This window comes from Exiguobacterium sp. ZWU0009 (assembly GCF_000798935.2).
Taxonomy (GTDB): Bacteria; Bacillota; Bacilli; order Exiguobacteriales; family Exiguobacteriaceae; genus Exiguobacterium_A; species Exiguobacterium_A acetylicum.
On sequence record NZ_CP018057.1, the window covers coordinates 2,092,467 to 2,118,750 of the forward strand.

The window sequence follows — 26,284 nt, forward strand, 5'->3', positions numbered from 1 at the left end:
ACTGCCTCTCGATTAGGATTCGGATAATTGATTCCCTTCCCCCCATGCGCATAAACCTTTCATGGCTGGTTGCAGTGTAAATGCCGCTTCTGTCAATTTGTATTCGACGTGTAAGACGGCTTCATCATACTCAATCCGCTCAATCATTCCGAGACGTTCGAGTTCTTTTAACTGATCAGTCAAGACTTTCCGAGAAATCCCGGGAATGGCACGTTGTAACTCTAAAAAACGTTTCGGACCGTTCTCTAACGTGCAATATAATTGTGGACGCCATTTTCCGCCGATGATGGCGAGCGCCCGATTGACCGGAAATTGTTCTGTCGACATGTTGTTCTCTCCTCCAGAGTAGTTACTTCAAAGTGCGTACTATGCAATCGAGTGTAGCGTAAGTTAGAGTATGCGTAAATCATTTTGCAAAAGGAGTGTTAAGCATGACGTATCCACGTAATTTTTCGCACATCGGTCTTTCTGTACCGAATCTCGACGAAGCCGTCCGTTTTTATCAAGAGGTGATGGGCTGGTATATCATCATGGAACCATCTGATGTCCTCGAAGATGATTCTGCCATCGGTGTCATGTGTACGGATGTCTTTGGTGCAGGATGGAACAAATTCCGGATTGCTCACATGGCGACAGGTGACCGTATCGGAATCGAGTTGTTCGAGTTCCCGAACAATGAACAACCCGAGAACAATTTCGAATTCTGGAAAACAGGGATCTTCCATTATGCGATCCAAGACCCAGACGTCGAAGGACTCGTCGAAAAAATCGTCGCCCACGGCGGCAAACAACGGATGCCGATCCGCGAATACTACCCTGGAGACAAGCCGTATCGGATGGTCTACTGTGAGGATCCATTCGGTAACCTCGTCGAAATCTACTCTCACTCGTATGAACTCACGTATTCGGAAGGAGCGTATTAAACATGAAAGCATGGTTAAATCACTCAGGTACAGCCATTGATCAATGGACATTCGAAGAGGTCGAAACGCCAACGCCAGGAGAAGGACAAGCTTTGATTCGCGTCAAGACCGTCGCGTTGAATCCCGTCGATTATAAAGCGACCAACAATCCAGCTTGGACGTTCCCGCATATTCCGGGCGTTGACCTAGCCGGTGTCGTCGAACAAATCGGACCAGGCGCAGAAGTAAAAGTCGGGGATCGTGTAGCGATTCATACGAACCTGCAACGCGATGGTGCTTTTGCTGAATATGCGCTCGTCGATACACGTGCCCTCGCCCTGATTCCGGAAGACGTCTCATTCGCTGAAGCCGCTGCGATTCTTTGCGCAGGTATGACAGCTTATGAAGCTATCGTCCAAAAGATGAACACGACAGGAAAAGAGACGATCCTCATTCATGCTGGTGCAGGTGGTGTTGGTGGCATCGGCATTCAACTCGCGAAACGCCTTGGTCTTTCGGTCGCAACGACTGCTTCGACGGAAAACCACGAGTGGGTCAAGCGACTCGGTGCCGATCTTGCCATTGACTATAAAAAAGAAAATGTCACGGATGTCATTCGAGACTGGACGAACGGTCGCGGCGCTGACTTGATTTTCAATACAGTCGGTCGTGACGAAGCAACAGCAGATCTCGGACGTCTTGCTTTCTCAGGACAACTTGCCTTCATCGCCGGTGGTCCTGATCAGTCAGTCGTCAAACCGTTCACGCTCTCTCCATCAATCCATGAAGTGGCACTCGCGGCTGCTTATGCCAGCGAAAATGACCGCGCCATCCGAAACCTCGGTCATATGGCAAGCGAGTTATTAAAACTCGTCGCAACAAAAGAACTCGATCCACTCGTCACGGAAGAGATTCCAGCAGCAGACATCGTCAAAGGATTGCAACGTCTATCTGAACGCCACGTCCGTGGTAAAATCATTGCTACATTCAATTAATTTCATTTTGACATGAAACAGCCGATCATCCTATTTTATAAAAGGATGATCGGCTGTTTTTGTACATATCAATGTCTAGCCATGTCCAAGATACAGGCGGCTCGATATTCACCGATAGCGCTCTTGTTTCTTGATATGTAAGGATCGTCCGACCAACTCGAAACCGACATGCTGATAGATCTTATTCGCTGTCTGGTTCGACCAATCGGTATAGAGCGTCACGACCGGATAAGACTGTAGTAGATGTTCAGATAGTTTGGCGACGAGATAAGAGGCATACCCATTTCCACGCAGTTCTTTCGGCGTATAGACGTAAGAAATCGTAATCCCAGTTTGTGTCGGACGCGTCGCTGCCGCCATTGCGACAAGCATATCTCCACTAAACAGTCCGAACAAGCTTCCTTGATGGATGTGGCGCGTCATCGACTGATGGAGTTGTGCAAGCTGTCGCTCGGAAGGACGCGGTTCGACTTCATATAAAAATCCGGACGCAAACGCTAAGGCTTGTTGTCTTTCATCGTCCGAAATCGGTCGGAAGACGACGTTTTCCGGAACATCTGGCATCTTGACCTTCGTCAGTGCATACATCCCCTGTTCCATATGTACCTCATACATGGAATGTGGAAGTAAAAGCGGTGCTAAGATGACCTGTTCTCCGACGAATCCTGGACTGTCCAGAATTCGCGCAAGCTTTCGGATCCCTTCTTGCGAGAACACATCCCCAGCGACGATGGCTTGCTCGGGTATCGTTTGCAATATGACGAGACGATGATCGCCTTCTTGTGCCGTTGCCATCAAGAGCGGTTCATCCCCACGTTCTAATATGCCAAGAATCAACTGATCGGTATCCGGACGTTCAAGCAAAAACGGGAGGACGACCTTTTTGAACTGTTCATAATCACGATAATGCGTCACCATAGTCGACGACCTCCTTTATTTTTCTAGTGTACCAAATCTCACACGAGAAATCGTAGGTCGTCCGACGGAATCTATCGATTTTAAACGTTCGCTGTAAAACGTTCACTCCAAGCAACTGGATCTTTCGACCAATCCGCCAACTGTTTTTGCTCTTCTATAGTAATATCGCCTTGTTGTTGCGCCGTTTCGAGTAACGCTTCAAACGTCAGTAATGCATCCGATTCAATTTTTGCGTCGCGGAGATTGTTTGACAAGCGCTCCATCCCGTATGAGAAGATCGCTTGAATGCGAACGACATCTGCCCCTTTCGCTTGCAAGGCTTCCGCTGCCTCGATCGCAGACATCCCGGTCGATAATAAATCTTCGATGACGACGACACGTTGTCCAGGCTGAATGACACCTTCGATTTGATTCCCTTTACCGTGTTTCTTGTTGCCACTACGTACGTAGACCATCGGTAATCCTAATCGTTCCGCGACGAATGCTGCGTGTGGAATACCTGCCGTCGCGGTTCCCGCAATCACATCGACTGCAAGTCGCTTCACTTTCTCTGCGAGTGCATCCGCAATCAACGAACGAACTTCCGGGTACGAGAGCGTCAAACGATTATCACAATAGATTGGTGAACGAAGTCCACTCGCCCATGTGTATGGATCGTTTGGCGATAAGGTGACGGCTTCAATACGGAGTAACGCACTAGCGATTGGATTTACCATGAGAATTGCCCCTTCCATTGTTCAAGTAACATCTGATAGACCTGTTCGGGATGTTCAGCACGTGTAATCGGACGACCGATCACTAAATCCGACGCTCCATTTTGACGAGCGTCAAGAACGGTCGCGACACGCTTTTGATCATCCGCTTGACTGTTCGTCGGACGAATGCCGGGTGTGACGAACCGAAAATCTGCTCGACAGGCTGGAACTAATTCCGGAAGATCGAGTGCTGAACAAACGATACCATCTAGTCCCGCTGCTTCTGCGAGTTGCGCATACTCACGAACGACAGTCGGCATCGCTCCTTCAATCTTTAAATCGCGTAACATCGCTTCATCCGTCGATGTCAACTGAGTCACGCCAATCAGTTGTGTCTCGGCGTTCGTCTCACGCAGTCCTTCTCGCGCCGCGATCATCATCTCTCTCCCACCGGCAACATGGACGTTCGTCAGATCGACGCCTAGCTGTCCGATGATACGCATCGTCCGGCGCGCCGTTTCTGGAATGTCGTGGACTTTGACATCGAGGAATACCGCATGTCCACGCTCGACGAGTTTACGGACGAACGTTCCGCCTGCTGCATAAAACAATTCCATCCCGACTTTTACGGCCGGTCGTGTCGTTTCGAACCGTTCGAGAAACGAAAAGACTTCTGCTTCGGTCGGAAAATCAAGCGCGATGTAAAGTTGATTCATATGCTTTCCCCCTAATGTCTAAAATATGATCGATACCCAGTTCGTCCATGCGTTCCGGTAACTGCTGAATCAATTCTTGACAGATGTATGGATTGACGAAGTTTGCAGTACCGACGGCAACAGCCGAAGCCCCAGCGTAAATCATTTCCAAGACGTCATCGACCTCCATCACGCCACCCATGCCGATGATCGGGATCGAGACGACTTGTGCAACATCATGAATCATCCGAATCGCGACTGGTTTGATTGACGGACCAGATAATCCACCAATCCGATTGGCAAGGATTGGCTGCCCCGTCCGGACATCGATTCGCATCCCAACGAGTGTATTGATCATCGTCAGACCATCTGCACCAGCGTTCTCGACGGCACGAGCCATCTCGACGATCGAGGTGACGTTCGGTGATAGTTTGACGTAAACCGGTTTAGTCGAGACCCGTTTCACACGTCGTGTCAACTCAGCAGCAAGCAACGGATCCGTCCCAAATTGAATCCCACCCGATTTGACGTTCGGACAGGAAATATTTAATTCCAGTGCATGAATGCCAGGATGCCGACTCATTTTCTCCGCGACGAGCTCATATTCTTCCGGTGTCGAACCTGCGACATTGGCAATAATTGCCGTATCGAACGTCTCGAGGAAAGGCAATTTATTCGTTAGGATGCCATCGACACCTGGGTTTTGGAGACCGATCGCATTCAACATCCCCATGCCACTCTCTGCGACACGCGGCGTCGGGTTTCCGTAGCGTTCTTCCCCCGTCGCTGCTTTAATCATGATCGCCCCAAGCTCTGATAAATCATACAACTTCGCATATTCCTCACCGAATCCAAAACATCCGGATGCTGGCATGATCGGATTTTTTAAAGAAAGTCCCGGTAATTCGACACGCAATCGTTCCGTCATAATACGACCTCCTCTGCCCGAAAGACCGGACCATCGGAACACGTCTTAACGTACCCGCCCGTCGGTGTTTTACAGACACAGGCAAAGCATGCTCCAATGCCGCATCCCATCCGATTTTCAATCGACAGATACTTATGCTCGATCGGTTGTTGCTGTAGTGACTTTAACATCGGTTCCGGTCCGCAGGCGAGTAGGACGTCGTAGCTTTCTGGACGTAAGGCTGCCGTGACGAATCCTGTCGTGCCATGCGTTCCATCGACGGTCGTAACCGTCGTCTTACCGAGTGCTTGGAATTCCGCTTCGTAAAAAACACTTGTTGCCGTATCAAATCCTAGAATCGCTTCACATGTCACGCCCCGGGCGACAAGTTGGCGCATCGTCTCATACAGCGGCGGGACACCGATCCCACCACCAACGAGGACGACGCGTTGAGCGGGATGGATAGCAGCAATCGGAAACCCGTTTCCAAGCGGTCCGAGGGCATCGATCGTATCATCCGGACGCAAAGAAGCCAGTTCTGCTGTTCCTTGTCCGATTTCTTTAAAGAGAAACGTGATCAAGTCACGATCGACCCGGGCAATCGAGATCGGTCGGCGTAAGAGTGGACCGACGCGCAGATGCATGAATCGCCCTGGCGCGATGTCCTGAGGTTGCTCGAGGCGACAGACGAGTTCTGTCGCACCTTGAGCTACCGTTCGTCGAGAGACGACCGTCAAGAGTTGCTTCATTGGATCACCACTTTCTTTTCATGTGTGAAGGCTTGGATTGCACTGGCTTCAAACGAGCGACTTTCGATGACACGTAGAATTGCTTCCGCTGTATCGAGTGATGTCAGACAGACGACTTGATTCTCGGCTGCTGCCCGGCGAATGATGAAGCCGTCTTTTGTGACTTGTGAGTCCCGACTCATCGTATTGATGACATATTCGATTTCTCCTTTTTCAATCACGTCGAGCATCGATTCGGAAGACGAGTCGATTTTGCCGACCGTCTGGACCGGTAATCCTTGTTCCGTCAAGTAGGCTGCCGTTCCTTCCGTTGCAAGTAGCGTGAATCCCAGTGAGGCAAAGCGTCGTGCAAGATCCGTCATTTCTGCTTTATCTGGATCTGCGACCGTCAAGAGGACACGACCGTGCTCTGGAATTGCCATCCCTGATGCGAGCAACCCTTTATAGAGCGCTTTTTCAAGCGTCCGGTCCGTTCCGATGACTTCACCGGTTGATTTCATCTCCGGTCCGAGTGTCGGATCAACTTCTTTAAGCTTCGCAAATGAGAAGACCGGTACTTTGACCGAGACGAGTGGTTCTTCCGGTAGTACACCACTAGTTAACCCATAAGAAGCGAGTGTCTCACCGAGAATGATGTCCGTTGCGAGACGCGCGACCGGAAGTCCCGTCACTTTCGAGATGAATGGCACCGTCCGGCTGGCACGCGGATTAACTTCAAGGACATAGAGGGCGCCGTCCGCGTAGACGAACTGGATGTTGAGTAAGCCTTTGATGCCGAATGCTTTCGCGATCCGTGTCGTGTAGTCGACGATCCGATCCTTGATGTCTTGGGACACACGTTGTGGCGGATAGACACCGATCGAGTCACCCGAGTGAACACCGGCACGTTCGATATGCTCCATGATGCCTGGAATGACGACATCCGTTCCGTCACAGATCGCGTCGACTTCGAGTTCGATTCCTGTCAGGTAGCGGTCGACGAGGACCGGTCGTTCCGGTGAGGCGATGACCGCGTGTTTCATGTAATGTTCGAGTTCTTCTTGAGCATAGACGATTTCCATTGCCCGACCGCCGAGGACATACGATGGACGAACGAGGACTGGGTAACCGAGTGACGCCGCTGCCGTGACCGCTTCTTCGACCGTGACGGCCGTTTGACCTGGAGGCTGTGGAATGTCGAGCGCCGTCAACGCTGCTTCGAACTGCTTCCGGTCCTCAGCTCGGTCAAGATCCTCAAGCGATGTCCCGAGGATTTTTACACCTTCTGCTGCTAATGACTCGGCTAAGTTGATCGCTGTCTGTCCACCGAACTGGACGATAACACCGAGTGGACGTTCGTTTCGGATGACTTCTAGCACATCCTCTGTCGTCAATGGTTCAAAGTAAAGCCGATCGGAAATCGAGAAGTCGGTCGACACCGTTTCTGGATTGTTGTTGACGATGATTGCTTCGTATCCGGCTTGTCGAATCGCTTGAATCGAATGGACTGTCGCATAATCGAACTCGACTCCTTGACCAATCCGGATCGGACCTGATCCTAAGACGAGAATCGAAGAACGGTTCGTCGCGATCGCTTCATTTTCACGTTCGTATGTTCCGTAGTAGTAAGGCGTATCGGACGCGAACTCTGCCGCACACGTATCGACCATCTTATAGACCGGATGAATCGCTTGTGCTTCACGCATCCGGCGAATTTCCGTTTCCGTTCGTCCGGTGATTCGGGCGAGCATCGGGTCACTGAATCCATACCGCTTCACATGCAGGAGCAGTTCAGGTGTCAAACCAGCTGCGACCGATTGCTCGAGCTGCCAAATATGGTGCAACTTCTCTAGGAACAGGCGATCAATCGCCGTCCAGTCATGAATCTGTTCGACGCTGTAACCGCGGACGAAGCCCGCGTACAAGGCGAAGAGTCGATCGTCCGTCGCTTGGCGAATCGCTTGTTGTAAGGCATCATCTGCCATTTCGATGAAGCGTGGCATATACAAATCCGCTGTACCAATCTCGAGTGAACGAACGGCTTTCAGTAATGCCTCTTCCATCGTCCGTCCCATTGCCATGACCTCACCAGTTGCTTTCATCTGTGTGCCGAGTGTCCGATCTGCCGTTTCGAATTTATCGAACGGCCAGCGCGGAATCTTGGCGACAACATAATCGAGTGCCGGTTCAAAGGAAGCAAAACTTGTCTCGGTGATCGGGTTCTTTAATTCGGATAAGGCATACCCGACGGCAATTTTCGCAGCCAGTTTTGCGATTGGGTAACCCGTTGCTTTTGACGCGAGTGCAGACGAGCGTGAGACACGTGGATTGACTTCGATGACATAGTAGTCGAAGCTCGTCGGATCCAGTGCGAACTGGATGTTACATCCACCCTCAATCCCGAGTGCACGAATGATATCGAGCGAGACGTTTCGTAGCAATTGATAATCGCGATCCGATAGCGTTTGTGTCGGAGCGAAGACGATCGAGTCTCCAGTATGAACACCGACGGGATCGAAGTTTTCCATCGCACAGACGATGATCGCCTGATTCGTCGCATCGCGCATGACTTCGAACTCGACTTCCTTCATCCCGGCAATTGATTTTTCTAGAAGTACTTGTGTTGCCGGACTTGCCTTGAGTCCCCCTTCGACGATTCGCGTGAACTCTTCTGGTGTGTTGGCGATTCCGCCGCCCGTTCCTCCAAGCGTATACGCCGGACGGATGATGATTGGTAAACCGATCTGTTGCCGGAATTGTTGTGCCTCTTCGAGCGTATGCACGATTTCACTATCCGGTACACCATGCCCGCGTTTGAACATCAGTTGACGGAACAAATCACGATCTTCTGCCTCTTCGATTGCTGACAATTTCGTACCGAGTAACTCGACACCATACTCAGCAAGGACACCGAGACGATCCAGTTCGACAGCCAAGTTCAGACCCGTTTGACCCCCGAGTGTCGCAAGCAAGGCATCCGGACGTTCCTTACGGATGATCCGTGAGACGAACTCTGCTTGGAGGGGCTCGATGTAGACACGATCAGCGACCGTTGGATCCGTCATGATCGTTGCTGGGTTCGAGTTGACGAGGATGACTCCATATCCTTCTTCCTTCAAGGCTTGACACGCTTGTGTTCCAGCGTAGTCGAATTCAGCTGCTTGTCCGATCACGATAGGACCGGACCCGATAACGAGAATTTTCTGGATATCTTGACGTTTAGGCATGAGAGACCTCCTGTTGTTTCGTGATTTCTTCTAAAAACTGTTGGAATAGACCGTTCGCATCCATCGGACCAGGTGATGCTTCCGGATGGTACTGGACGGAGAAGACCGCTGCTGTCGTATGACGGATGCCTTCGACCGTTCCGTCGTTGATCGCAAGATGCGTCACTTCAAGCACGGTATCGCGTAATGACTGTTCGTCGACGGCATACCCGTGGTTTTGCGACGTGATATCGACGCGACCTGTCCGGATATCTTGGACTGGATGATTCGCCCCGCGATGACCGAATGGGAGCTTGAACGTATCCGCCCCGTGCGCTAGTGCAATCAACTGATGACCGAGACAGATGCCGAAGATGACGACTTTTCCCGTCAATTCTTGAATCATCGGAATCGCCGTTGGGACATCCTTTGGATTCCCTGGTCCGTTCGATAGCATTACACCGTCCGGACGATAGCGTAAGACTTCCGTTGCACTGACGTCGTAGGGCACGACGACGACTTCACAGCCGCGTTTGACGAGTTCGCGGACGATTCCGAGTTTTGCACCGAAATCGACGAGAACGATACGCGGTCCAGCTCCCGGAATGATGTACGCTCGTTCCGTCGAGGCCCGTTTGACTTGATCCGTCTCGATGGGGGCGTTTTGAAGATGAACCAGTTCTGCTGCTAAATCGAACTCACCATCAACAAGTCGTCCGCGCATGACGCCTTTCGAACGGATATGTCGTGTCAGTTGACGCGTATCGATTCCACTTAATCCTGGGATGTCGAGATCTTGGAGTGCTGCATCGAGGGACATCTCACTCCGGAAGTTCGACGGTGTCTGACAATGTTCACGTACGATCAATGCTTTAGCGAGTGGACGCGTCGTTTCATAATCTTCTCGGTTAATCCCGTAGTTTCCGATCAACGGATTCGTCAACACGATCATCTGATCGCAGTAAGATGGATCCGATAACATTTCTTGATACCCTGTCATTCCGGTCTGAAAGACGACTTCTCCTGTTGTTGTCGTATCCGAGCCAAACGCTGTTCCTTCAAACGTCATCCCATCCTCTAGTATCAGTGTCCGTTTACGCATGTGCTGTGTCCTCCTTGAATACGATTTCTCCCTTGACGAGCGTCATGACCGGGAATCCTTTTAACCGTTCTCCTGCGAACGGTGTGTTCTTACCTTTTGAGCGGAATCGTTCCGGTGATATGGTCCGCTCTGTTTCTAAATCAAGCAGAACCAAATCTGCTTCCGCCCCCACTTCGAGTTTGCCGTAAGGAAGTTCAAAGATCGCTGCTGCCTTGTCTGTCAAATTCCGAATCAGTGCTTCAAGTGTCATCTCACCTTCAGCGACGAGTTTCGTATAGAGCAATGGGAAGGCCGTCTCAAACCCTGTGATGCCGAACGGGGCGCGTTCGATACCGAGTGCCTTCTCTTCTGCCGCATGAGGAGCATGATCGGTCGCGATGCAATCAATCGTTCCGTCCGCTAGCCCCTCGAGCAATGCTTGGCGATCCGCTTCACTCCGCAGGGGAGGATTCATTTTAAAGTTCGGATCCTGATTCGGTATGTCTTCATCGATCAACACGAGATGGTGTGGTGTGACTTCTGCCGTCACCCGGATCCCGGCTCGTTTCGCATCACGGATGACACGGACCGATTCTTTCGTCGAAACGTGACAAACATGGTAATGGCAGCCAGTCTCTTCGGCGATCAGGACATCCCGGGCGATGTGGATACTCTCAGCAAGCGATGGAATACCTTGTAGTCCTTCCCGTCGACTATAGTTCCCCTCGTGCACACACCCTGCTTTTAATGAATCATCTTCGCAGTGGGCAACGATCGTTTTCCCGAGCCGTGCCGCTTGTTGCATCGCTGTCCGCATGACTGCTGCCGTCTGGACACCGACACCGTCATCCGTGAACGCAACAGCATCTGTTAGTTGGTCGAACGCGACGAGTTCTTGTCCGAGTTGATTTTTTGAAATCGCCGCGTAAGGCAAAACCCGGACGGATGCCGTTTCTTCAATCTTTCGGAACAAGGCATCGAGTGTTTGGCGATCGTCCGGTACAGGACGCGTGTTCGGCATCGGACAAATCGTCGTGAATCCTCCCGCTGCCGCCGCTGCTGTGCCGGTCGCAATCGTTTCCTTATGTTCGCCACCCGGTTCCCGTAGATGGACATGGATGTCGACGAATCCTGGTGCAACGAATAAGCCGGATGCATCAATGACCGTTTCTCCAGCTTGTGGTGTTGCTGCTAAATCCGTAATTTTCCCGTCATCGATTCGAATATCCCCCGTCCGAACTTGTCCCGCCTCGAACCATCTTGCATTCTCAATTCGTGTTATCATCTTCATCGTCTCCTTTGATTGATTTCGTTGAAAAGCACCATTCTAGAATCGCCATGCGGGCAAAGACACCGTTTTTCATCTGTTCAAAGATCCGTGATCGCGGATGTTCAACCAGTTCGTCGGCAATCTCGACTCCTCGATTGACCGGTGCCGGATGAAGCACGATTGCGGAATTCTTCAGACGGTTCATCCGCTCATGCGTTAATCCATACGTCGCGTGATAGTCTGCTGGATCAAATCGAGTCGTCCCGTCATGCCGTTCGTGCTGGACACGCAGTAACATCAAGATGTCGCACTGTTCGACGGCTTCATCCATCGAAAGATGTGGAATCCCCATCGCCGGATCGTACCACTCAACTGGTCCTGATCCATAGACGATGGCACCGAGTCGCTTTAAGATATCCGCATTCGACCGGGCGACGCGACTATGTTGTAAGTCCCCACAGATGACGACGACTTTTCCTTCGACCGTTCCGTACGTCTCGACCATCGTCATCAGATCGAGTAAGGACTGGGACGGATGTTGACCGCTCCCGTCTCCCGCATTGATGATCGGAATATCGAGCGTTGCTAGTAGTTCTTCGTAATAGCCGGTCGCCCCGTGACGAATGACCAACCCATCTGCGCCGATTGCTTCAAGCGTCTTGCACGTATCGAGTAACGTCTCCCCTTTTTGTACGGAGGAAGTCGCGGTTTCGAACGGTAGTAGATACATGTTCAGGCGATGCTCTGCCATCTCAAAGGAAGAGCGTGTCCGGGTCGAGTTTTCAAAGAACAGATTGACGAGTGTCTTATCGGAAAAATCTGGTGCTGGCTCGCCCCGTTTAAAAGCGAGACTGCGCTCAATCAAAGAATTGATCTCTGTCGTGGATAAGCTTTCTAAATTGACGAAATGCCGGTTTTTTAGGATCGTCTTCATATCATTCACTCCTTTTCAGGTCATGAAAAAGGCGCACCTTCTAAGTGAAGGTGCGCCGAAAGAAGGCAGAGTGATTCCCTGCATCTTTTCATGGCCCTCACTTTATCGTTCTCTCGGAACGTCTTAAAAGTTGTTAGCTACGGATTGAGTTGTAGAGGTTTCCGTTGTTTCTTCGACCTGCTCTGTCGTTTTCGGAAGGACTAGATTCAGGATGATCCCAAGAATCGTCGCCAGTGCCATCCCTTCGAGAGAGAAGTTGCCGATTTTGAGCGCTGCGCCTCCGATACCCGTGACGAGAATGACGGCTGTAATCGTCAAGTTTCGTTTATCGGCAAGATCAATCTTACTTTCCGTCAGCGTCCGGAGACCGTTTGACGCGATGACTCCGAATAAGAGGATACTGATCCCGCCCATGACTGGTGTCGGAATCGTCTTGATGAACCCTTCGACATATCCGAGGAAACCGAAACTGATCGCAAGAACCGCCGCACCACCTAGGACAAAGACACTATAGACGCGAGTGATTGACATGACACCGTTGTTTTCACCGTAGGTCGTAACTGGTGGTCCACCGAGCATCGAAGCGACTGTCTTCGCAATCCCGTCGCCAAGTACGGTCCGGTGCATCCCTGGATCAAGGAGCGTCTCGCGCCCGATGATGCGTGATGTCACTTTTTGTTCGCCGATGTGTTCCGTCAGTGTGACGAGCGTCACGGGAACGATCAGTAGCAAGGCTGCTGTATTCCACGATGGTGTGTAACTCAGGAACGGAATCGTGAAGTCCGGCACGTGGAAGAACGTGGCTTGTTGCAGTGGTGTGAAGTCAATGATTCCGACCGATGCCGCAACGAGATAACCAACCGTGATCCCGAACAGGATCGGAATCGTGCTCCACATTCCTTTTAAGTACGTCATCGCAAGGAGTGTGACACCGAGTGTGACCATCGCGACGAGGAAGTACAGTCCGTTGTACTTACCGTCCGCTCCGTTCATCGCCATGTTGACAGCGGTCGGGGCGAGCGATAAACCGATGACCATGATGACCGGTCCGATGACAACCGGCGGGAGTAAGCGAAGCAACCAAGCAGCTCCCGTGTAGCGGATGAGGAGTGAGACAAGTCCGTAAACGAGTCCAGCGACCATTCCGCCGATTAAGGCATCCTCGACACCCCACCGTTCACTGACGGCAATGATCGGGGCAATGTAGGCAAAACTCGAACCAAGATATGTGGGTACTTTGAAGCGGGTAACGGCGAGGAAAATCAGTGTGCCGACTCCGCTTGCGACGAGCGCGACCGATGTGTTGAGTCCCGTTAAGAGCGGGACGAGCACGGTCGCACCAAACATCGCGAAGACGTGTTGCAGGCTGAGCATCAGCCAGTTTAGAGGGTGAGTAGGTACTTCTTGTACATCAAGTACTGCGGCATGTTTTGCCATATGGATGACTCCCTTTCTGGTCTCTCTGGACCACCTTAAAGGTTTTGAATTTTAGCGTTTAATGAATACTTGATCGGCTTCATCGACTTCAGAAAGCGCGACGACGACTTGTTCCTCACGGGATGTCGGGACGTTCTTACCGATGAAATCTGGTCGAATCGGTAACTCCCGATGTCCGCGGTCGACGAGGACAGCGAGTTGAATCATACTTGGTCTTCCGTGGTCGACGAGCGCGTCCATCGCGGCGCGAACGGTGCGTCCTGTGTAGAGGACATCGTCAACGAGGACGACGATTTTCCCGGTGATGTCTTCCGGTAAATCAGAACCTTTGATTTCTGGTTCTAAACTTCGTTTCGACAAGTCATCCCGGTACATCGAGATGTCGACGACACCGAGTAAGACCGGTTTTCCTTCGATTTGTTCGATTCGCTTCGCAAGGCGACGAGCGAGTGTCTCGCCACGCGTCTTGATTCCGACGATCATCAAATCATGAATCCCTTTGTTTCGTTCGATGATTTCATGGGCGATCCGTGTCAGTGCACGTCCAATCGCGGCTTCATCTAAGATGACGGCTGGTTTCATAGTTTCTCCTTTCATACAAAAGACCTTCTGCGGGAATCCGCAGAAGGTCATCGAAGACAGAATCATGGCATACGTATTGTATGCATGCCTACACACAATCGTGGTAGGTTCTCCCTTTCGCAGCCTCTCCGGACTCGATTAAAGGTGATATTGGTTTGGTAGGATCGTCGCTCGGACGACCGAAGTGTCAGTAGAGGATGTCTCGCATCGCTCTCTAGGTGATACTCTACCGTTTTATTAGAAAAACGTCAAGACTCTAATTCAAGTTTTTTCAATTGACCGATTTCAAATGTCATCTCTTCTGGGAGTGGTGCTTCAAACCGCATCCACTCGCCTGTGCGTGGATGTTCGAAACCGAGAACCGCAGCATGCAAGGCTTGACCGTTCATTTTCATCGTCTTGCGTGGACCATATTTCGGGTCACCTGCAAGCGGGAAACCGATATAACGCATATGGACACGGATTTGGTGTGTCCGTCCTGTTTCAAGTTTACATTCAACGACCGTAAAGCCTTCGTACCGATCAAGCACACGGAAATGGGTTACGGCAGACTTTGAATTCTTATCCGTTACCGTCATCCGTTGACGGTCGTTCTTATCGCGTCCGATTGGTGCTTCGATTGTTCCGAGTTCGTGCGGGATTTCACCGTGTACGAGCGCGATGTAAAGACGTTCTGTCGTCTTCTCTTTTAATTGATGCGCGAGCGATTCATGCGCTAAGTCGTTCTTAGCGACCATCAAGAGACCTGACGTATCCTTATCGATCCGGTGAACGATTCCTGGACGTTTGACGCCATTGATGCCTGAGAGATCTTGACAGTGGTGTAATAAGGCGTTGACGAGCGTTCCTGAGACATGACCTGCCGCCGGGTGAACGACCATCCCTTTTGGTTTGTTGACGACGATGACGTCCGAGTCCTCATAAACGACATCAAGTGGGATGTCTTCCGGTAAGATCTCGAGCTCCACCGCTTCCGGGATATGAACGACAATCGATTCCGTTCCCGATAATTTATAGTTCGGTTTGACAACACGACCATCGACTTCGACACGTCCCGCTTTCAACCATTCCTGTACTTGCGAACGCGACCAATCGTTTTGTTCTGCGAGCCATTTATCAATGCGCCCTGTCGCTCCATCCGCTTGCACGGACCATGTTTCTACTTCATTCATTTATCCATCGTTCCTTTCTTAGTCAACCGTTCTTCGAACATGACGCTGATCAGCATCGCGATGACCCCAAACGTCAAACAGACGTCTGCGACATTAAAGATCGGAAAATTATAGCCGAACGGGAAGAAGTGGAAGAAATCAACGACTTCTCCTCGTGCCATTCGATCAATGAAATTTCCGATTGCACCACTGAGCAATAACGCGATGCTCCAAGCAAATACCTTATTTTTCGTGCCTTCCTTGTAGAGGAAGTAAATCAATCCAATGACGACGACGACCGTAACGATGAAGAAAAAGCCGAATTTACCTTCGAGCATTCCCCACGCAGCGCCTCGATTCCGATACGAGTTGAGATAAAAGAAATCCGGAATGACCGTGATCGCTTGACCGATCGTCATGTTTTGAACGACGATCCATTTCGTTAACTGGTCGATTCCAACGAGTAAAGCAGCAATCCCTAAGTAAAGCCACATCCTATTGTCCTCCGCATCCAAAAATAATGAGGGACGTCCTGCGAAGTCGCAGTCGCCCCTCCCTTTGTATCATTATAAAGAATTGACGACTTCAGTACAACGTGGGCAAAGCGTCGGATGAGCCGGATCTTGTCCGAGTTCCGTCGAATATGTCCAACAACGTTCACATTTTTCACCGTCAGCTTTTTGAACCGTGATGCCGGTCGTCTCATACGTCTTATCCGCTGTTTCCACGAATTCGAGTTGTGAGACTTGGAGTAACTGCTCAAGATGATCGATTGTTCCGAGCAATGCTTTTGTTTCTTCTTTCGGCGCAAGTAAGAGTTTCGCTTCGAGTGTCTTACCGACGAGTTTCTCAACGCGTGCTTCCTCGAGTGCTTTTAAAACATCATCGCGGAACGTCAGGAACGCGTTCCATTTCTCGATGAGGGCAAGTCCTTCTTCTGAGACTTCGACCGTTTCCGGAAGGTCCGTCAAGAAGATACTCTTCGTCTCAACAGCTGGTACGAACTCCCATGCTTCGTCTGCTGTGTGTGGCAGGACAGGTGCCATCAATTGCAACAAGGCGACGACTGTATCATACATGACCGTCTGAACCGCACGACGCGACGTCGCGTCTGCTTTTTCGATATACAGGATATCTTTCGTGTAATCGAGGTAGAACGACGACAAATCAAGGACGCAGAAGTTGTGGAGCAATTGATAGACCGACATGAAGTCGTACGCATCATATGCCGCTTTTACTTTTCCAACAAGTTGGTCCAATTTCGTCCGCATGAAACGGTCTGACTCTGGTAAGTCTTCAAATGCGACACGATGCGCCGCAGGATCGAATTGATCCAAGTTTCCAAGAAGGAAACGAACCGTGTTGCGGATTTTCCGGTATGACTCTGAGACTTGTTTGAAGTTATCCATCGATGCCCGGACATCGGCTTGATAATCAACAGATGCGACCCATAAGCGAAGAATCTCTGCTCCGAATTGTTGCATGACTTGGATCGGTGCGATCGTGTTACCGATCGATTTAGACATCTTACGACCTTGACCATCCAAGACGAATCCGTGACTGACGACCGCTTTATATGGTGCTTTCCCTGTCGTTGCGACAGCTGTCGATAACGAAGAGTTAAACCAACCGCGGTATTGGTCAGATCCTTCAAGATAGAGATCCGCCGGACGCGTCAATTCAGGACGTGTCGCAAGGACACCGGCATGTGATGAACCAGAATCGAACCAGACATCCATGATGTCCGTTTCTTTTTTGAAGATACCGTTCGGACTGGCTGGATGTGTGAATCCTTCAGGAAGCAAGTCGACCGCTTCGCGCTCATACCAGACGTTTGATCCGTGAGCTGCGAACAAGTTCGCGATATGATCAATCGTTTCTGGTGTGACGATTTCCGTACCGTCTTCAGCGTAGAAGATTGGAAGTGGTACACCCCAAGCGCGTTGACGTGAGATGACCCAGTCGCCGCGGTCTTTAAACATGTTGTGAAGACGTGTTTCGCCCCACTCTGGTACCCACTGGACGCCTTTGATCTCATCAAGGATTTCCGCACGGAAGTCTTTGATTGAAGCGAACCACTGTGGCGTTGCCCGGAAGATGACCGGTTTTTTCGTCCGCCAGTCGTGTGGATACGAGTGTTTGATGAACGATAGTTTTAAGAGAGCGCCTGCTTCTTCGAGGGCGAGACCGATTTCTTTGTTCGCATCCTCATAGAACATGCCTTCAAATCCAGGAGCTTCCGCTGTCATGACTCCTTTATCGTCAACTGGGCAAAGGACGTCAAGACCGTACGCTTGACCGATGCGGAAGTCATCTTCCCCGTGACCTGGAGCTGTATGAACGACACCTGTCGCTTCTGCTGTAACGTGATCGCCAAGCATGACGAGTGATTCACGATCGTAAAGCGGATGTTTTGCCTTGATGTACTCGAAGTCCGCACCATTGAAGACACGTCCGACTGTTGCATCTTCCCATCCGAGTGCTTCGATGACTTCAGGAACGAGCGTTTCCGCTACGATATAGCCTTTTCCTTGATATTCGATCCGCGCATACGTCAATTCCGCACTGACAGAGATTCCAAGGTTCGCTGGAATCGTCCATGGTGTCGTCGTCCAGATGACGAAATGATCCGTCGGCTCTAAGATGTTTTTTCCGTCCATGACTTGGAACGCGACATAGATGGCAGCTGATCGTTTATCTTGATATTCGATTTCTGCTTCAGCTAGTGCCGATTCAGAAGACGGTGACCAATAGACTGGCTTCTTCCCTTTATAGATATAGCCTTTGTTCGCCATATCTCCGAATAAACAAATTTGCGCTGCTTCAAATTCTGGTTGCAGGGTGATATATGGGTTGTCATAGTCACCGAGTACGCCGAGGCGTTTGAATTGCTCGCGTTGGTGATCGACTTGTTCGAGCGCATATTTCGCACATAATTCACGGAATTCCGCGACCGTCATCGATTTACGATCAACGCCGGCTTTTTGAAGTGCTGTTTCGATTGGTAATCCATGTGTGTCCCAACCTGGTACGTACGGAGACTGGAATCCATTCATCGATTTATAACGAACGATGATGTCTTTTAGGACTTTGTTTAATCCGTGACCCATATGGATATCACCATTCGCATACGGAGGACCGTCGTGGAGGATGAACGTTGGTTTCCCAGCGTTCTTTTCCTGTACGGCAGCATAGAGGTTCATTTCTTCCCAACGTGCTTGCATATCTGGTTCACGTTTAGGTAAATTGCCTCGCATTAAAAACTCAGTTTTCATCATCAATAAGGTTTCTTTGTAATCCATCTGACCATCTCTCACCTTTCGCTTTAAAAGTACAAAAAAAGCCAAGCTCATCCCTGAGATAGGGACGAGCTTGGCTGAACTCGCGGTACCACCCTACTAATCCTGTTCATCAGTTCGATGACACAGGACCGCTTAAGTACTCGATAACGGGAGTGAACCGGCATGGCTTACTGTTCAGCGAACGTTCAGTCATGCACTCTAAGGGGATACCCCATCTTTTTCGTTGCTCGGGCTCCCACCGTTCCCCGATTCGCTGTCAACCGTCCAAGATGCGACGTGTCCTTATCATTGATTTTATTTATACGACATCGTCGTCATTATACGCAACTGCCGGAACATCGTCAAGCGCTCCACGAGAAGAGAAATCAAACGCATCCCAGTCGTGGCTCGTCAACAATTCCATCTGTGCATCGATCAACACTTTAAACCGGTTGCGGTAAAGCTCGATTTTCTTGCGCATCTGCTCCACTTCGAAGTCTGTCCGTTGTGCCCGGCGTTGCGCCGCATCTTGCAACTGCTCTGCTTCACGTTCTGCTTGCTTTAGGATCAAGCTCGCTTCTTTTGAAGCATTGGCTTTGACTTCTTCAGCCGCTTCCTGTGCGACGATGATCGATTTGTTTAATGTTTCTTCCATCGAACTGAAGTAGTCGACGCGTGCTTGCATATTTTGGATGACTTCCTGTTGTTGACGATTCTCACGTAACAACAATTCAAAGTCCTTGATGACTTGATCTAGGAATTCGTTCACTTCATCTTCGTCATAGCCGCGAAACTTTCGTGTGAACTCCTTATTATGAATATCGAGTGGCGTTAATGGCATGATGAATTCCTCCTCCGCATTTATCTTATCCTTTTAAAATACCGTATTGTAGCTTGATCCGGTCACGTTTTGTTGATCCGAGGATTGCAATCAACTTGACACGTCCCGTTCCACGCAAGGAAAGCAAGTCACCTTCTTCTAGCATGAAGCTTGAATCATCCACTACTTTATAATTGACCTTACTTTCACCTTGTTTAATGAGCGTCTGTGCTTTTTGACGTGAGAAGCCTAGAATTTCACTCACGACCGTATCGAACCGAAGTGAACTGACGAACCCAAGTGTTTCTTCCCACTCTTGATCCTTCACTTTCAAACGGTCTTCCGCCTCAACACGCGAAAGACGAATCTTCGTCTTCCCTGCTCGTTCGACGTTTGCTTCGATATAGGTCGCGACTTCGTCCGCGACGGCAAATTGTACTTGATCCTGGATGATGACGTCGCCGAATTTGGCTCGTTTCAATCCGACGTTCAATAATGTACCGGTGACTTGACGATGAGAAAGTTCAACGAATTTAGTAGGATAATGAATGCGATAGATGGAAATGTCAAAGTCATCCGCGTTGTATTCATAATAATCTGGTGCGAGGATTGCCCGTTTACGTTCAGCGCCTTCGAAACCGCCCTCAAAAAAGAGGGCGCATTTCGAACCGACGAGTTCTTGTGTGATTTGTTGTTCACGTGGATCTAGGAAATCCGTTAATTTGAACGTATAGGTCGCTTCCACATGATCGATCCAGTTCAAGACTGAATCGACGAATTCCCGCTCGCTTCCACGATAATGATCGTATACGCTCATACTAAAAAGATTGCTCGAATGCCCGATTGAGCCAAGTTCAAGACGAGGAAGGCTACAATCGGCGAGATATCCAGCATGCCCCCGATAGGCGGGATGATACGACGGAAGGGCGCTAGGAATGGCTCGACTAACATCGCGAGCACTTGTCCGAATTTCGAATCACGGGCATTCGGGAACCACGATAGCAGGATATAAACGATCATGACGTAACTGTAATACTGTAATAACGTACTCAATGTACGACCAATTGCGTACATCACTTGAGAATCCACACTTACCACCCCTTATGATTAATATCATCTTCTCCAAGAAGATTCGAGATGCTACCAGCCAACTCGACGTTGTTCGGAACACAGAGGAGGGTATTCTGACTGATCGTCGTAATCGTTCCATCGAGAGCGAAGACGACACCAGATAAGAAGTTGATCATCTGTCGTGATTGATCTTTTGACATACGCTGCATATTGACGATGACAGCACGGTTCTGACGAAGATGTTCCCCGATTTCCTGGGCTTCGTTGAAGACACGTGGTTCACTCAAAATGACTTGCGATTTCGTTTTTTTCGTCGCATGAAGCGGCACGATATTCGATTGTCTCACGCTGTCCTCCTTTTGAGTAACACTTGGGGTAGATTCCTCGTAATACTCTTCATACTCTTGTTGTGAAGCACCTCTACCTTTATTTATTGTAGCATCATTTTCATATTCAAGTTCATCTAAATCGTCGCTGTTGCCGAGAAATAGATTTTGCATTTTTGATTTAAAACCCATATCCATTCTCCCTTCTTCTCGTTTAGGTGTGAACGAGCGTCGTCCCGATTCGGACGAACGTCGCCCCTTCTTCGATGGCGATCTCAAAATCAGACGACATTCCCATAGATAACTCCATACATGGAGCATACGACAATTTTTTCGCCTTGACCTCTTCTTGCAATGTTTTTAATGAACGAAATACCTCACGGATACGCGTCGTATCTTCCGTTAACGGTGCCATCGTCATCAGTCCGATGACACGAATCGCTGGATACTGACCGATTTCATGTAAGAACGAAGGTACATCCTCAGGTGCAATGCCTTGCTTCGATTCTTCTCCGGAAACATTGACTTGAATGAAACAATCAATAATTCGGTCCGTTCGTTTATTGATCTCTTCCGCCAAATGAAGACGGTCGAGGGAATGCAGCACGTCAATGGCATCAATGATTTGACGAACTTTACGTGTCTGTAACGTACCGATGAAGTGCCACGTACATGCCGTTCGTCCGAGCTCTGCCTGTTTTTCGAGTAGTCTATCCGGGCGATTTTCACCGAGATGTGTCACACCTGCTGCTAATAATTCAGAAGCAACTTGACTTGAGACTGATTTCGTCACGCCAATCAACTGTACCTGCTTTTCAGAAGAACTCTTTTCGCTTGCTTGTTCCATTCGTTTCGTAACCTCTTGTACATTATCAAGAATTGACATCCAATGACTCCTTTACGATCAAACTTGCAAAGCGACCACCATGGTCGCCGTGGCGATAAGAGAAGTAATCTTCCGCCTGACAGTGTGTACATAGACCTGTGTCCAGGACATCACCGACTCCACAACGCTCAGCTAGCGCAGCGTTCGTTTTTTGTAGCGATAACATCGCTTTTCCATCTTCCTTGCGTATGTAAGGAGACTCATCGAGTTCAAGCGCATCGATTGCATCGATGACGGGTTGATCGACTTCGTAACAACAATCACGGATTGATGGACCAATGACCATTTGAATCGATGAACGACTCGCACCCGCACGTTCCATTTGCTTGACTGTTTCCTCGACGATATTGCCGACAGTTCCGCGCCAACCGGCGTGCGTATTCGCGATGATTCCTGTCGTCGGATCACAGAAGACAAGCGGAACACAGTCAGCGAAGAGCATCATCAATAAAACATTCGAATCAGTCGTCACCAATCCATCTGTACCCGGAATCGCTGTTTCGTAATCCAAAGCACCGCGCCCAGAGTCAAGTGTCGTCACCTGTTCGACGTGATTTCCGTGAACTTGCTGTGCCCAAATCGAGTTCTCGAGGGATAGATCAAGCTGACGTGCGATGACTTGTCGGTTCTGGATGACACCGTCGCGATCATCGTTGACATGTAATCCTAAATTTCCGTTTTCATGAGGGGCAGCGAACTTCGTCGTAAAGGCGGCACGTACGGTACCTGTCGGTGTATCCCATTTGATCCATTGTCCAAACATGTTCATGCCTCCTTTGATTTTTAAAAAAAAGGCGCCGCTTTCGCGACACCTCATCGTTTAGCAGTCGTGTCACTGGAACATCGATCAACGATTATTCCGGCGAAGGAAAGATGGGATGTCCATCGTTTCTTCGACATCTGGCGCTTTAGCCGGTTCAGGATTCGAGCTGACAGGTGTCTCTTCGACTTGTGGTTTTGACTCCTCTGTTGGTGGTGGAGTCGCTTGTTTTTTCTTTAGAAGATTCTTCATCATCTCTTGTGCCGATGGAATTTCGAAATCGAGTGGTTCGTTTTCGAACTCTGTCGCGATGACTGTAACGATGATTTCATCTTCGAGGTTATCGTTGATGACAGAACCGAAGATCAAGTTGACTTCCTCATCGGCTGCACTCTGAACGATTTGTGCGGCTTCCGTCACTTCGTACAAGCTAAGGTTCGCACTACCCGTGATGTTCATCAGAACACCTTTTGCGCCTTCGATTGATGTCTCAAGCAACGGACTCGAAATCGCTTTTTTCGCTGCTTCCGTCGCACGGTGTTCGCCTGTTGCGACCCCTACACCCATCAATGCAGAACCTTTTTCGGTCATGATCGTCTTCACATCGGCGAAGTCGAGGTTGATGAGACCAGGTACGGCGATCAAGTCGGTAATACCTTGTACACCTTGACGCAAGACGTTATCCGCTTCTTTGAACGCTTCAAGCATTGGTGTATTCCGATCGACGATTTCAAGCAACTTGTCGTTCGGGATGACGATTAACGTATCGACTTTTTCTTTGAAGTTCTGGACACCTGAAACAGCATGTTGCATCCGTTTGCGTCCTTCAAACATGAATGGTTTTGTAACGACACCGACTGTCAATGCGCCGATCTCTTTTGAAATCTCCGCGATGACAGGAGCAGCTCCCGTACCCGTTCCGCCACCCATTCCCGCTGTGACGAAGACCATGTCAGCGCCAGAAAGGATTTCCGTTAATTGCTCACGGCTCTCTTCCGCCGCTTTTTTACCGATTTCCGGATTGGCACCCGCACCGAGACCGCGTGTCAATTTAGCACCGAGTTGTAGTTTTACGTCAGCTTGTGACATATTCAATGCCTGCGCATCCGTGTTTACTGCGATGAATTCTACGCCTTGGACACCGTGTTCAATCATTCGGTTGACGGCGTTCGAACCGCCACCACCTACACCGATGACCTTGATTTTTGCTACTTGGTCCATCATTTCATCAAAATGCAACATAAAAAGGGCCCCCTAATATTTTTTACTCATTGGATTTTTTGTAGGCATTAACCAAAGAATTTCTCAAAGAAACTGCTGAATGACTTTTTCTCTTTTGGAGGCTGTTCACGTGTCGACCGTTCTTCTCGAACAGGTGCCGCTTGTTCGTTCATGAGCAGTGCATCCTGTTCACGTCCGTGTGCTACGACTTCCTTCTCTTCCGCGCGGTCGAAACCTGATTTCGATACGGCGCTTCGTGAAAGTACATAACGTAACATACCAGCTGCGACGGCATACTTCGGATGACGAATACCAAGACTAGCAGGTTGATAGACATTGACGCTCTGCTTGAAGATTCGTTTTCCAAGCTGGTCGATTCCCGGCAGTGAAGAACTTCCACCACACAAGATTAAACCGCTGTTCATATGAGCGTATCCTGCTTGCGTCATTCGTTTTTGAATCATCTCGAAGATTTCCTCAAGTCGTGCTTCTAACACGAAACCGATTTCTGATTGTGGCTCGAAACGATGTTCCCCGTTGATCGTGACGTAAGAAACTTTCTCTTCCGGATCACCGAGTGCTTCAAGTGCAACACCGTACTCTTCTTTTGCGAGCTTCGCATCTTGATATTTACAATTCATCTTATACGTCAAATCACGTGTCAGATGATCGCCACCGTATGGCAACGTCGTCGAGTAGACGAGATCATTCTTTTCATAGATGGAAAGTGTCGTCGTCTCATGTCCGATGTCGATGATTCCAACACCGAGTTCGAGTTCATCAATCGATGCTGCGATTCTAGATACCGCTAAACTCTCCAGCACATATCCAGCAAGCTCTAAACCAGCCCGTTCAATGGAACGTTTAATGCTATGTAGGATCGTCTTTGCTCCGATGATGAGCTTCCCTGTTACTTCGAGACGATAACCAATCATTCCTCTAGGATCAGTGATCTCCGTTTGCTGATCGACCGTAAACGTCTTCGGCAGAACATCGACGACACTGAGTTCGTTTGGAATTCGCATGACCATCGCAGAATGCAGAACATCTTTCACGTCATCATCCGTGATTTCATTGTCCTCACCTTTGATCGATGTCATCCCCTGGCAATCCTTCACTTGAATGTGTTCGCCAGAAATAGCAACATATACTTCACCAATTGGTTCACCAAGTGTACGTTCCACTTCCGTGACCGCTTGTTTAATGGCATGTACCGTTTGATCGATGTCAACGATGACACCTCGTTTAACACCCGCGGATGGTGCAGAACCTTCAGCAAGAACGTTCAGCGTTCCACCAAGTAGTTCACCGACGATGAGTTTCACCTCCGATGTCCCTATGTCGAGTGCGGCAATCGTACCTTTCGTTTCCATGGGAGTGACACCTCCACTTTCATAATACTAATCCTTTTTATTCCTAATTATATTCTAGGAACAGGACAGGCTTCTTCTCGTTTAAGTCTACACTATATAAATACTTACGAAAAGAAGTTATTGCCCGTCTTAGCGTTCGAATAGATTACGATTTGATGACGATTCGAATAACAGTCGACGAATGAAAACACACGTTTGTTTTTTTGTTCATCAGCCCTTTACGAATCTTCTATTTTTTCCCTTTATATGGTTTGAAATAGATACCGCCATCAATTGTAATTGTTCCCGTCTTTCCTTTCGGTAAGGCAGAAATGACCTTCACGTACTCATTCAAGGAATTTGAAAAGGCAGACGTACTGAGTAATACCGTATTCCCATCCGTCATGAATAACTTCAGACCACCTTTGTCCGTCTTATCGTTTGCGACGATTTCGGAAATCCGGCTCCGTACTTTCGGCTCAATTTTAACGAGTTCCTTCGTCAATCGATTTAATGACTGATCCGTGAATCCTGTCAAGATCGGAGCATCGAATAGTTCTTCCTTCGACTTTCCAGGAATGATTGTTCCGTCCGCAAGCACGATCCGGTCTCCCGGTTTATCCTTCGCGTAAGCAATCTCTTTCTCTTCCGTCACCGTCACGCGATATTGATGCAAAAACTGTTTTTGCATCGTCGCTTCTTGAATACCCGGAACCTTCTCGATTCGCTCAAGAACGTCTTCCTCCGATACATTAAAGGCGTGTGTTTCCTTCACCTTAATCCCAGACGCTTGCAAGATATCAGCAGACTTCACATTGACATTACCATCGATATCAAATTGAGCAACCCGAGAATAACTCGATTGTAGATAAAAGACGACACCGACCAATAGACCAATCAGAATCAGGACATAAATGAGTCTTCGGTTGGCTTTTTTGCGACGTTGTTCACGGATATAAGGTATCTTATCCTCGAGACTACGGACGTTCTCGTCCTCTTGTGGTCGTCCGACCGCTCTCCGTTCCCTCACGTCTCATTCCCCCTCTATACGTAACAGTTCATTTCC

Annotated in this window: 26 protein-coding genes and 1 other annotated feature; of the genes, 2 read left to right on the top strand and 24 right to left on the bottom strand. The window is 49.4% G+C overall.

Annotated features, from left to right (window positions below; all coding sequences use genetic code 11):
* Window positions 1-12 precede the first annotated feature (12 nt).
* Window positions 13-327, bottom strand: coding sequence for a winged helix-turn-helix transcriptional regulator (locus tag L985_RS11060; RefSeq protein ID WP_023468777.1), 315 nt, complete (start codon window positions 325-327; stop codon window positions 13-15).
* A 104-nt stretch (window positions 328-431) separates the two neighbouring features.
* Here L985_RS11060 and L985_RS11065 point away from each other — a divergent pair, with 104 nt between their 5' ends.
* Together L985_RS11065 and L985_RS11070 are read left to right on the top strand one after the other, a co-directional pair.
* Window positions 432-923, top strand: coding sequence for a lactoylglutathione lyase family protein (locus L985_RS11065; RefSeq protein ID WP_023468778.1), 492 nt, complete (start codon window positions 432-434; stop codon window positions 921-923).
* A 2-nt stretch (window positions 924-925) separates the two neighbouring features.
* On the top strand, window positions 926-1,897 hold the full coding sequence (locus L985_RS11070; RefSeq protein ID WP_047393750.1) for a zinc-binding dehydrogenase: 972 nt from the start codon (window positions 926-928) through the stop codon (window positions 1,895-1,897).
* Window positions 1,898-2,005: 108 nt separating this feature from the next.
* Here the strand turns inward: L985_RS11070 and L985_RS11075 are convergent, their stop codons facing one another.
* The 23 genes from L985_RS11075 to L985_RS11185 form a co-directional block, all read right to left on the bottom strand.
* Entirely contained in the window at window positions 2,006-2,815 is an 810-nt protein-coding gene (locus L985_RS11075) for a GNAT family N-acetyltransferase (protein ID WP_047393747.1), read from the bottom strand.
* An 80-nt stretch (window positions 2,816-2,895) separates the two neighbouring features.
* Window positions 2,896-3,537: an orotate phosphoribosyltransferase gene (gene pyrE, locus L985_RS11080; RefSeq protein WP_371742151.1), complete on the bottom strand. Its 642-nt coding sequence runs from the start codon at window positions 3,535-3,537 to the stop codon at window positions 2,896-2,898.
* Window positions 3,525-4,226: an orotidine-5'-phosphate decarboxylase gene (gene pyrF / locus L985_RS11085; RefSeq protein WP_029342121.1), complete on the bottom strand. Its 702-nt coding sequence runs from the start codon at window positions 4,224-4,226 to the stop codon at window positions 3,525-3,527. Before pyrF ends, pyrE begins: the two co-directional genes overlap by 13 nt.
* The gene (locus L985_RS11090; RefSeq protein ID WP_029342122.1) at window positions 4,201-5,133 is read right to left on the bottom strand and encodes a dihydroorotate dehydrogenase; all 933 of its coding nucleotides are present in this window, start codon (window positions 5,131-5,133) and stop codon (window positions 4,201-4,203) included. Before L985_RS11090 ends, pyrF begins: the two co-directional genes overlap by 26 nt.
* Window positions 5,130-5,861: an iron-sulfur cluster-binding protein gene (locus L985_RS11095; protein ID WP_047393742.1), complete on the bottom strand. Its 732-nt coding sequence runs from the start codon at window positions 5,859-5,861 to the stop codon at window positions 5,130-5,132. The genes L985_RS11090 and L985_RS11095 overlap by 4 nt, the downstream gene beginning before the upstream one ends.
* On the bottom strand, window positions 5,858-9,067 hold the full coding sequence (carB, locus tag L985_RS11100) for a carbamoyl-phosphate synthase large subunit (RefSeq protein ID WP_047393739.1): 3,210 nt from the start codon (window positions 9,065-9,067) through the stop codon (window positions 5,858-5,860). Before carB ends, L985_RS11095 begins: the two co-directional genes overlap by 4 nt.
* A complete protein-coding gene (locus L985_RS11105; RefSeq protein WP_023468786.1) occupies window positions 9,060-10,148 on the bottom strand; it encodes a carbamoyl phosphate synthase small subunit in 1,089 nt (362 codons plus the stop codon). Before L985_RS11105 ends, carB begins: the two co-directional genes overlap by 8 nt.
* On the bottom strand, window positions 10,141-11,412 hold the full coding sequence (locus L985_RS11110; RefSeq protein WP_047393736.1) for a dihydroorotase: 1,272 nt from the start codon (window positions 11,410-11,412) through the stop codon (window positions 10,141-10,143). The genes L985_RS11105 and L985_RS11110 overlap by 8 nt, the downstream gene beginning before the upstream one ends.
* Window positions 11,396-12,331: an aspartate carbamoyltransferase catalytic subunit gene (locus L985_RS11115; RefSeq protein WP_029342127.1), complete on the bottom strand. Its 936-nt coding sequence runs from the start codon at window positions 12,329-12,331 to the stop codon at window positions 11,396-11,398. The genes L985_RS11110 and L985_RS11115 overlap by 17 nt, the downstream gene beginning before the upstream one ends.
* 123 nt (window positions 12,332-12,454) lie before the next feature.
* The gene (locus L985_RS11120) at window positions 12,455-13,768 is read right to left on the bottom strand and encodes a uracil-xanthine permease family protein (protein ID WP_029342128.1); all 1,314 of its coding nucleotides are present in this window, start codon (window positions 13,766-13,768) and stop codon (window positions 12,455-12,457) included.
* Between the two features lie 51 nt (window positions 13,769-13,819).
* The gene (pyrR, locus tag L985_RS11125) at window positions 13,820-14,350 is read right to left on the bottom strand and encodes a bifunctional pyr operon transcriptional regulator/uracil phosphoribosyltransferase PyrR (RefSeq protein ID WP_029342129.1); all 531 of its coding nucleotides are present in this window, start codon (window positions 14,348-14,350) and stop codon (window positions 13,820-13,822) included.
* Window positions 14,351-14,598: 248 nt separating this feature from the next.
* A complete protein-coding gene (locus L985_RS11130; protein WP_047393734.1) occupies window positions 14,599-15,522 on the bottom strand; it encodes an RluA family pseudouridine synthase in 924 nt (307 codons plus the stop codon).
* Window positions 15,519-15,995 (bottom strand): signal peptidase II, encoded by a 477-nt coding sequence (gene lspA / locus L985_RS11135; RefSeq protein WP_029342131.1) that lies wholly within the window; start codon window positions 15,993-15,995, stop codon window positions 15,519-15,521. The genes L985_RS11130 and lspA overlap by 4 nt, the downstream gene beginning before the upstream one ends.
* A gap of 72 nt (window positions 15,996-16,067) precedes the next feature.
* A complete protein-coding gene (gene ileS / locus L985_RS11140; protein WP_047393731.1) occupies window positions 16,068-18,803 on the bottom strand; it encodes an isoleucine--tRNA ligase in 2,736 nt (911 codons plus the stop codon).
* A 57-nt stretch (window positions 18,804-18,860) separates the two neighbouring features.
* Window positions 18,861-19,101 (bottom strand) — a binding site (T-box leader).
* Entirely contained in the window at window positions 19,102-19,623 is a 522-nt protein-coding gene (locus L985_RS11145) for a DivIVA domain-containing protein (RefSeq protein ID WP_023468794.1), read from the bottom strand. It abuts the feature before it with no gap.
* A 25-nt stretch (window positions 19,624-19,648) separates the two neighbouring features.
* The gene (locus tag L985_RS11150; RefSeq protein WP_029342133.1) at window positions 19,649-20,419 is read right to left on the bottom strand and encodes a YlmH family RNA-binding protein; all 771 of its coding nucleotides are present in this window, start codon (window positions 20,417-20,419) and stop codon (window positions 19,649-19,651) included.
* Window positions 20,416-20,676: a YggT family protein gene (locus L985_RS11155; RefSeq protein ID WP_148662064.1), complete on the bottom strand. Its 261-nt coding sequence runs from the start codon at window positions 20,674-20,676 to the stop codon at window positions 20,416-20,418. The genes L985_RS11150 and L985_RS11155 overlap by 4 nt, the downstream gene beginning before the upstream one ends.
* A gap of 17 nt (window positions 20,677-20,693) precedes the next feature.
* Entirely contained in the window at window positions 20,694-21,020 is a 327-nt protein-coding gene (locus tag L985_RS11160; protein WP_231496839.1) for a cell division protein SepF, read from the bottom strand.
* 193 nt (window positions 21,021-21,213) lie between these two features.
* Window positions 21,214-21,885 carry a YggS family pyridoxal phosphate-dependent enzyme gene (locus L985_RS11165; protein WP_029342135.1) on the bottom strand — a complete coding sequence of 224 codons (672 nt, stop codon included), beginning with the start codon at window positions 21,883-21,885 and terminating at the stop codon, window positions 21,214-21,216.
* A complete protein-coding gene (gene pgeF / locus L985_RS11170; RefSeq protein ID WP_047393727.1) occupies window positions 21,872-22,648 on the bottom strand; it encodes a peptidoglycan editing factor PgeF in 777 nt (258 codons plus the stop codon). Before pgeF ends, L985_RS11165 begins: the two co-directional genes overlap by 14 nt.
* 84 nt (window positions 22,649-22,732) lie before the next feature.
* Window positions 22,733-23,887, bottom strand: a complete 1,155-nt coding sequence (gene ftsZ, locus L985_RS11175) for a cell division protein FtsZ (protein WP_029342137.1) — start codon at window positions 23,885-23,887, stop codon at window positions 22,733-22,735.
* A gap of 47 nt (window positions 23,888-23,934) precedes the next feature.
* Window positions 23,935-25,239 (bottom strand): cell division protein FtsA, encoded by a 1,305-nt coding sequence (ftsA, locus tag L985_RS11180; protein WP_047393724.1) that lies wholly within the window; start codon window positions 25,237-25,239, stop codon window positions 23,935-23,937.
* Between the two features lie 229 nt (window positions 25,240-25,468).
* On the bottom strand, window positions 25,469-26,248 hold the full coding sequence (locus L985_RS11185) for a cell division protein FtsQ/DivIB (RefSeq protein WP_029342139.1): 780 nt from the start codon (window positions 26,246-26,248) through the stop codon (window positions 25,469-25,471).
* Window positions 26,249-26,284: the final 36 nt, after the last annotated feature.

What these genes read in the sequence shown, in the direction of transcription:
- L985_RS11150 (WP_029342133.1), bottom strand. Translation starts at nt 20,419, where the DNA reads ATGAGCGTATACGATCATTATCGTGGAAGCGAGCGGGAATTCGTCGAT.
- L985_RS11110 (WP_047393736.1), bottom strand. Translation starts at nt 11,412, where the DNA reads ATGATAACACGAATTGAGAATGCAAGATGGTTCGAGGCGGGACAAGTT.
- L985_RS11075 (WP_047393747.1), bottom strand. Translation starts at nt 2,815, where the DNA reads ATGGTGACGCATTATCGTGATTATGAACAGTTCAAAAAGGTCGTCCTC.
- ftsA (WP_047393724.1), bottom strand. Translation starts at nt 25,239, where the DNA reads ATGGAAACGAAAGGTACGATTGCCGCACTCGACATAGGGACATCGGAG.
- L985_RS11070 (WP_047393750.1), top strand. Translation starts at nt 926, where the DNA reads ATGAAAGCATGGTTAAATCACTCAGGTACAGCCATTGATCAATGGACA.
- L985_RS11165 (WP_029342135.1), bottom strand. Translation starts at nt 21,885, where the DNA reads ATGTCAATTCTTGATAATGTACAAGAGGTTACGAAACGAATGGAACAA.
- ftsZ (WP_029342137.1), bottom strand. Translation starts at nt 23,887, where the DNA reads ATGTTGCATTTTGATGAAATGATGGACCAAGTAGCAAAAATCAAGGTC.
- L985_RS11145 (WP_023468794.1), bottom strand. Translation starts at nt 19,623, where the DNA reads ATGCCATTAACGCCACTCGATATTCATAATAAGGAGTTCACACGAAAG.
- L985_RS11105 (WP_023468786.1), bottom strand. Translation starts at nt 10,148, where the DNA reads ATGCGTAAACGGACACTGATACTAGAGGATGGGATGACGTTTGAAGGA.
- L985_RS11065 (WP_023468778.1), top strand. Translation starts at nt 432, where the DNA reads ATGACGTATCCACGTAATTTTTCGCACATCGGTCTTTCTGTACCGAAT.
- pyrR (WP_029342129.1), bottom strand. Translation starts at nt 14,350, where the DNA reads ATGAAACCAGCCGTCATCTTAGATGAAGCCGCGATTGGACGTGCACTG.
- L985_RS11060 (WP_023468777.1), bottom strand. Translation starts at nt 327, where the DNA reads ATGTCGACAGAACAATTTCCGGTCAATCGGGCGCTCGCCATCATCGGC.
- pgeF (WP_047393727.1), bottom strand. Translation starts at nt 22,648, where the DNA reads ATGTTTGGACAATGGATCAAATGGGATACACCGACAGGTACCGTACGT.
- pyrF (WP_029342121.1), bottom strand. Translation starts at nt 4,226, where the DNA reads ATGAATCAACTTTACATCGCGCTTGATTTTCCGACCGAAGCAGAAGTC.
- L985_RS11155 (WP_148662064.1), bottom strand. Translation starts at nt 20,676, where the DNA reads ATGTACGCAATTGGTCGTACATTGAGTACGTTATTACAGTATTACAGT.
- L985_RS11120 (WP_029342128.1), bottom strand. Translation starts at nt 13,768, where the DNA reads ATGGCAAAACATGCCGCAGTACTTGATGTACAAGAAGTACCTACTCAC.
- L985_RS11115 (WP_029342127.1), bottom strand. Translation starts at nt 12,331, where the DNA reads ATGAAGACGATCCTAAAAAACCGGCATTTCGTCAATTTAGAAAGCTTA.
- carB (WP_047393739.1), bottom strand. Translation starts at nt 9,067, where the DNA reads ATGCCTAAACGTCAAGATATCCAGAAAATTCTCGTTATCGGGTCCGGT.
- L985_RS11130 (WP_047393734.1), bottom strand. Translation starts at nt 15,522, where the DNA reads ATGAATGAAGTAGAAACATGGTCCGTGCAAGCGGATGGAGCGACAGGG.
- ileS (WP_047393731.1), bottom strand. Translation starts at nt 18,803, where the DNA reads ATGGATTACAAAGAAACCTTATTGATGATGAAAACTGAGTTTTTAATG.
- L985_RS11095 (WP_047393742.1), bottom strand. Translation starts at nt 5,861, where the DNA reads ATGAAGCAACTCTTGACGGTCGTCTCTCGACGAACGGTAGCTCAAGGT.
- L985_RS11090 (WP_029342122.1), bottom strand. Translation starts at nt 5,133, where the DNA reads ATGACGGAACGATTGCGTGTCGAATTACCGGGACTTTCTTTAAAAAAT.
- lspA (WP_029342131.1), bottom strand. Translation starts at nt 15,995, where the DNA reads ATGTGGCTTTACTTAGGGATTGCTGCTTTACTCGTTGGAATCGACCAG.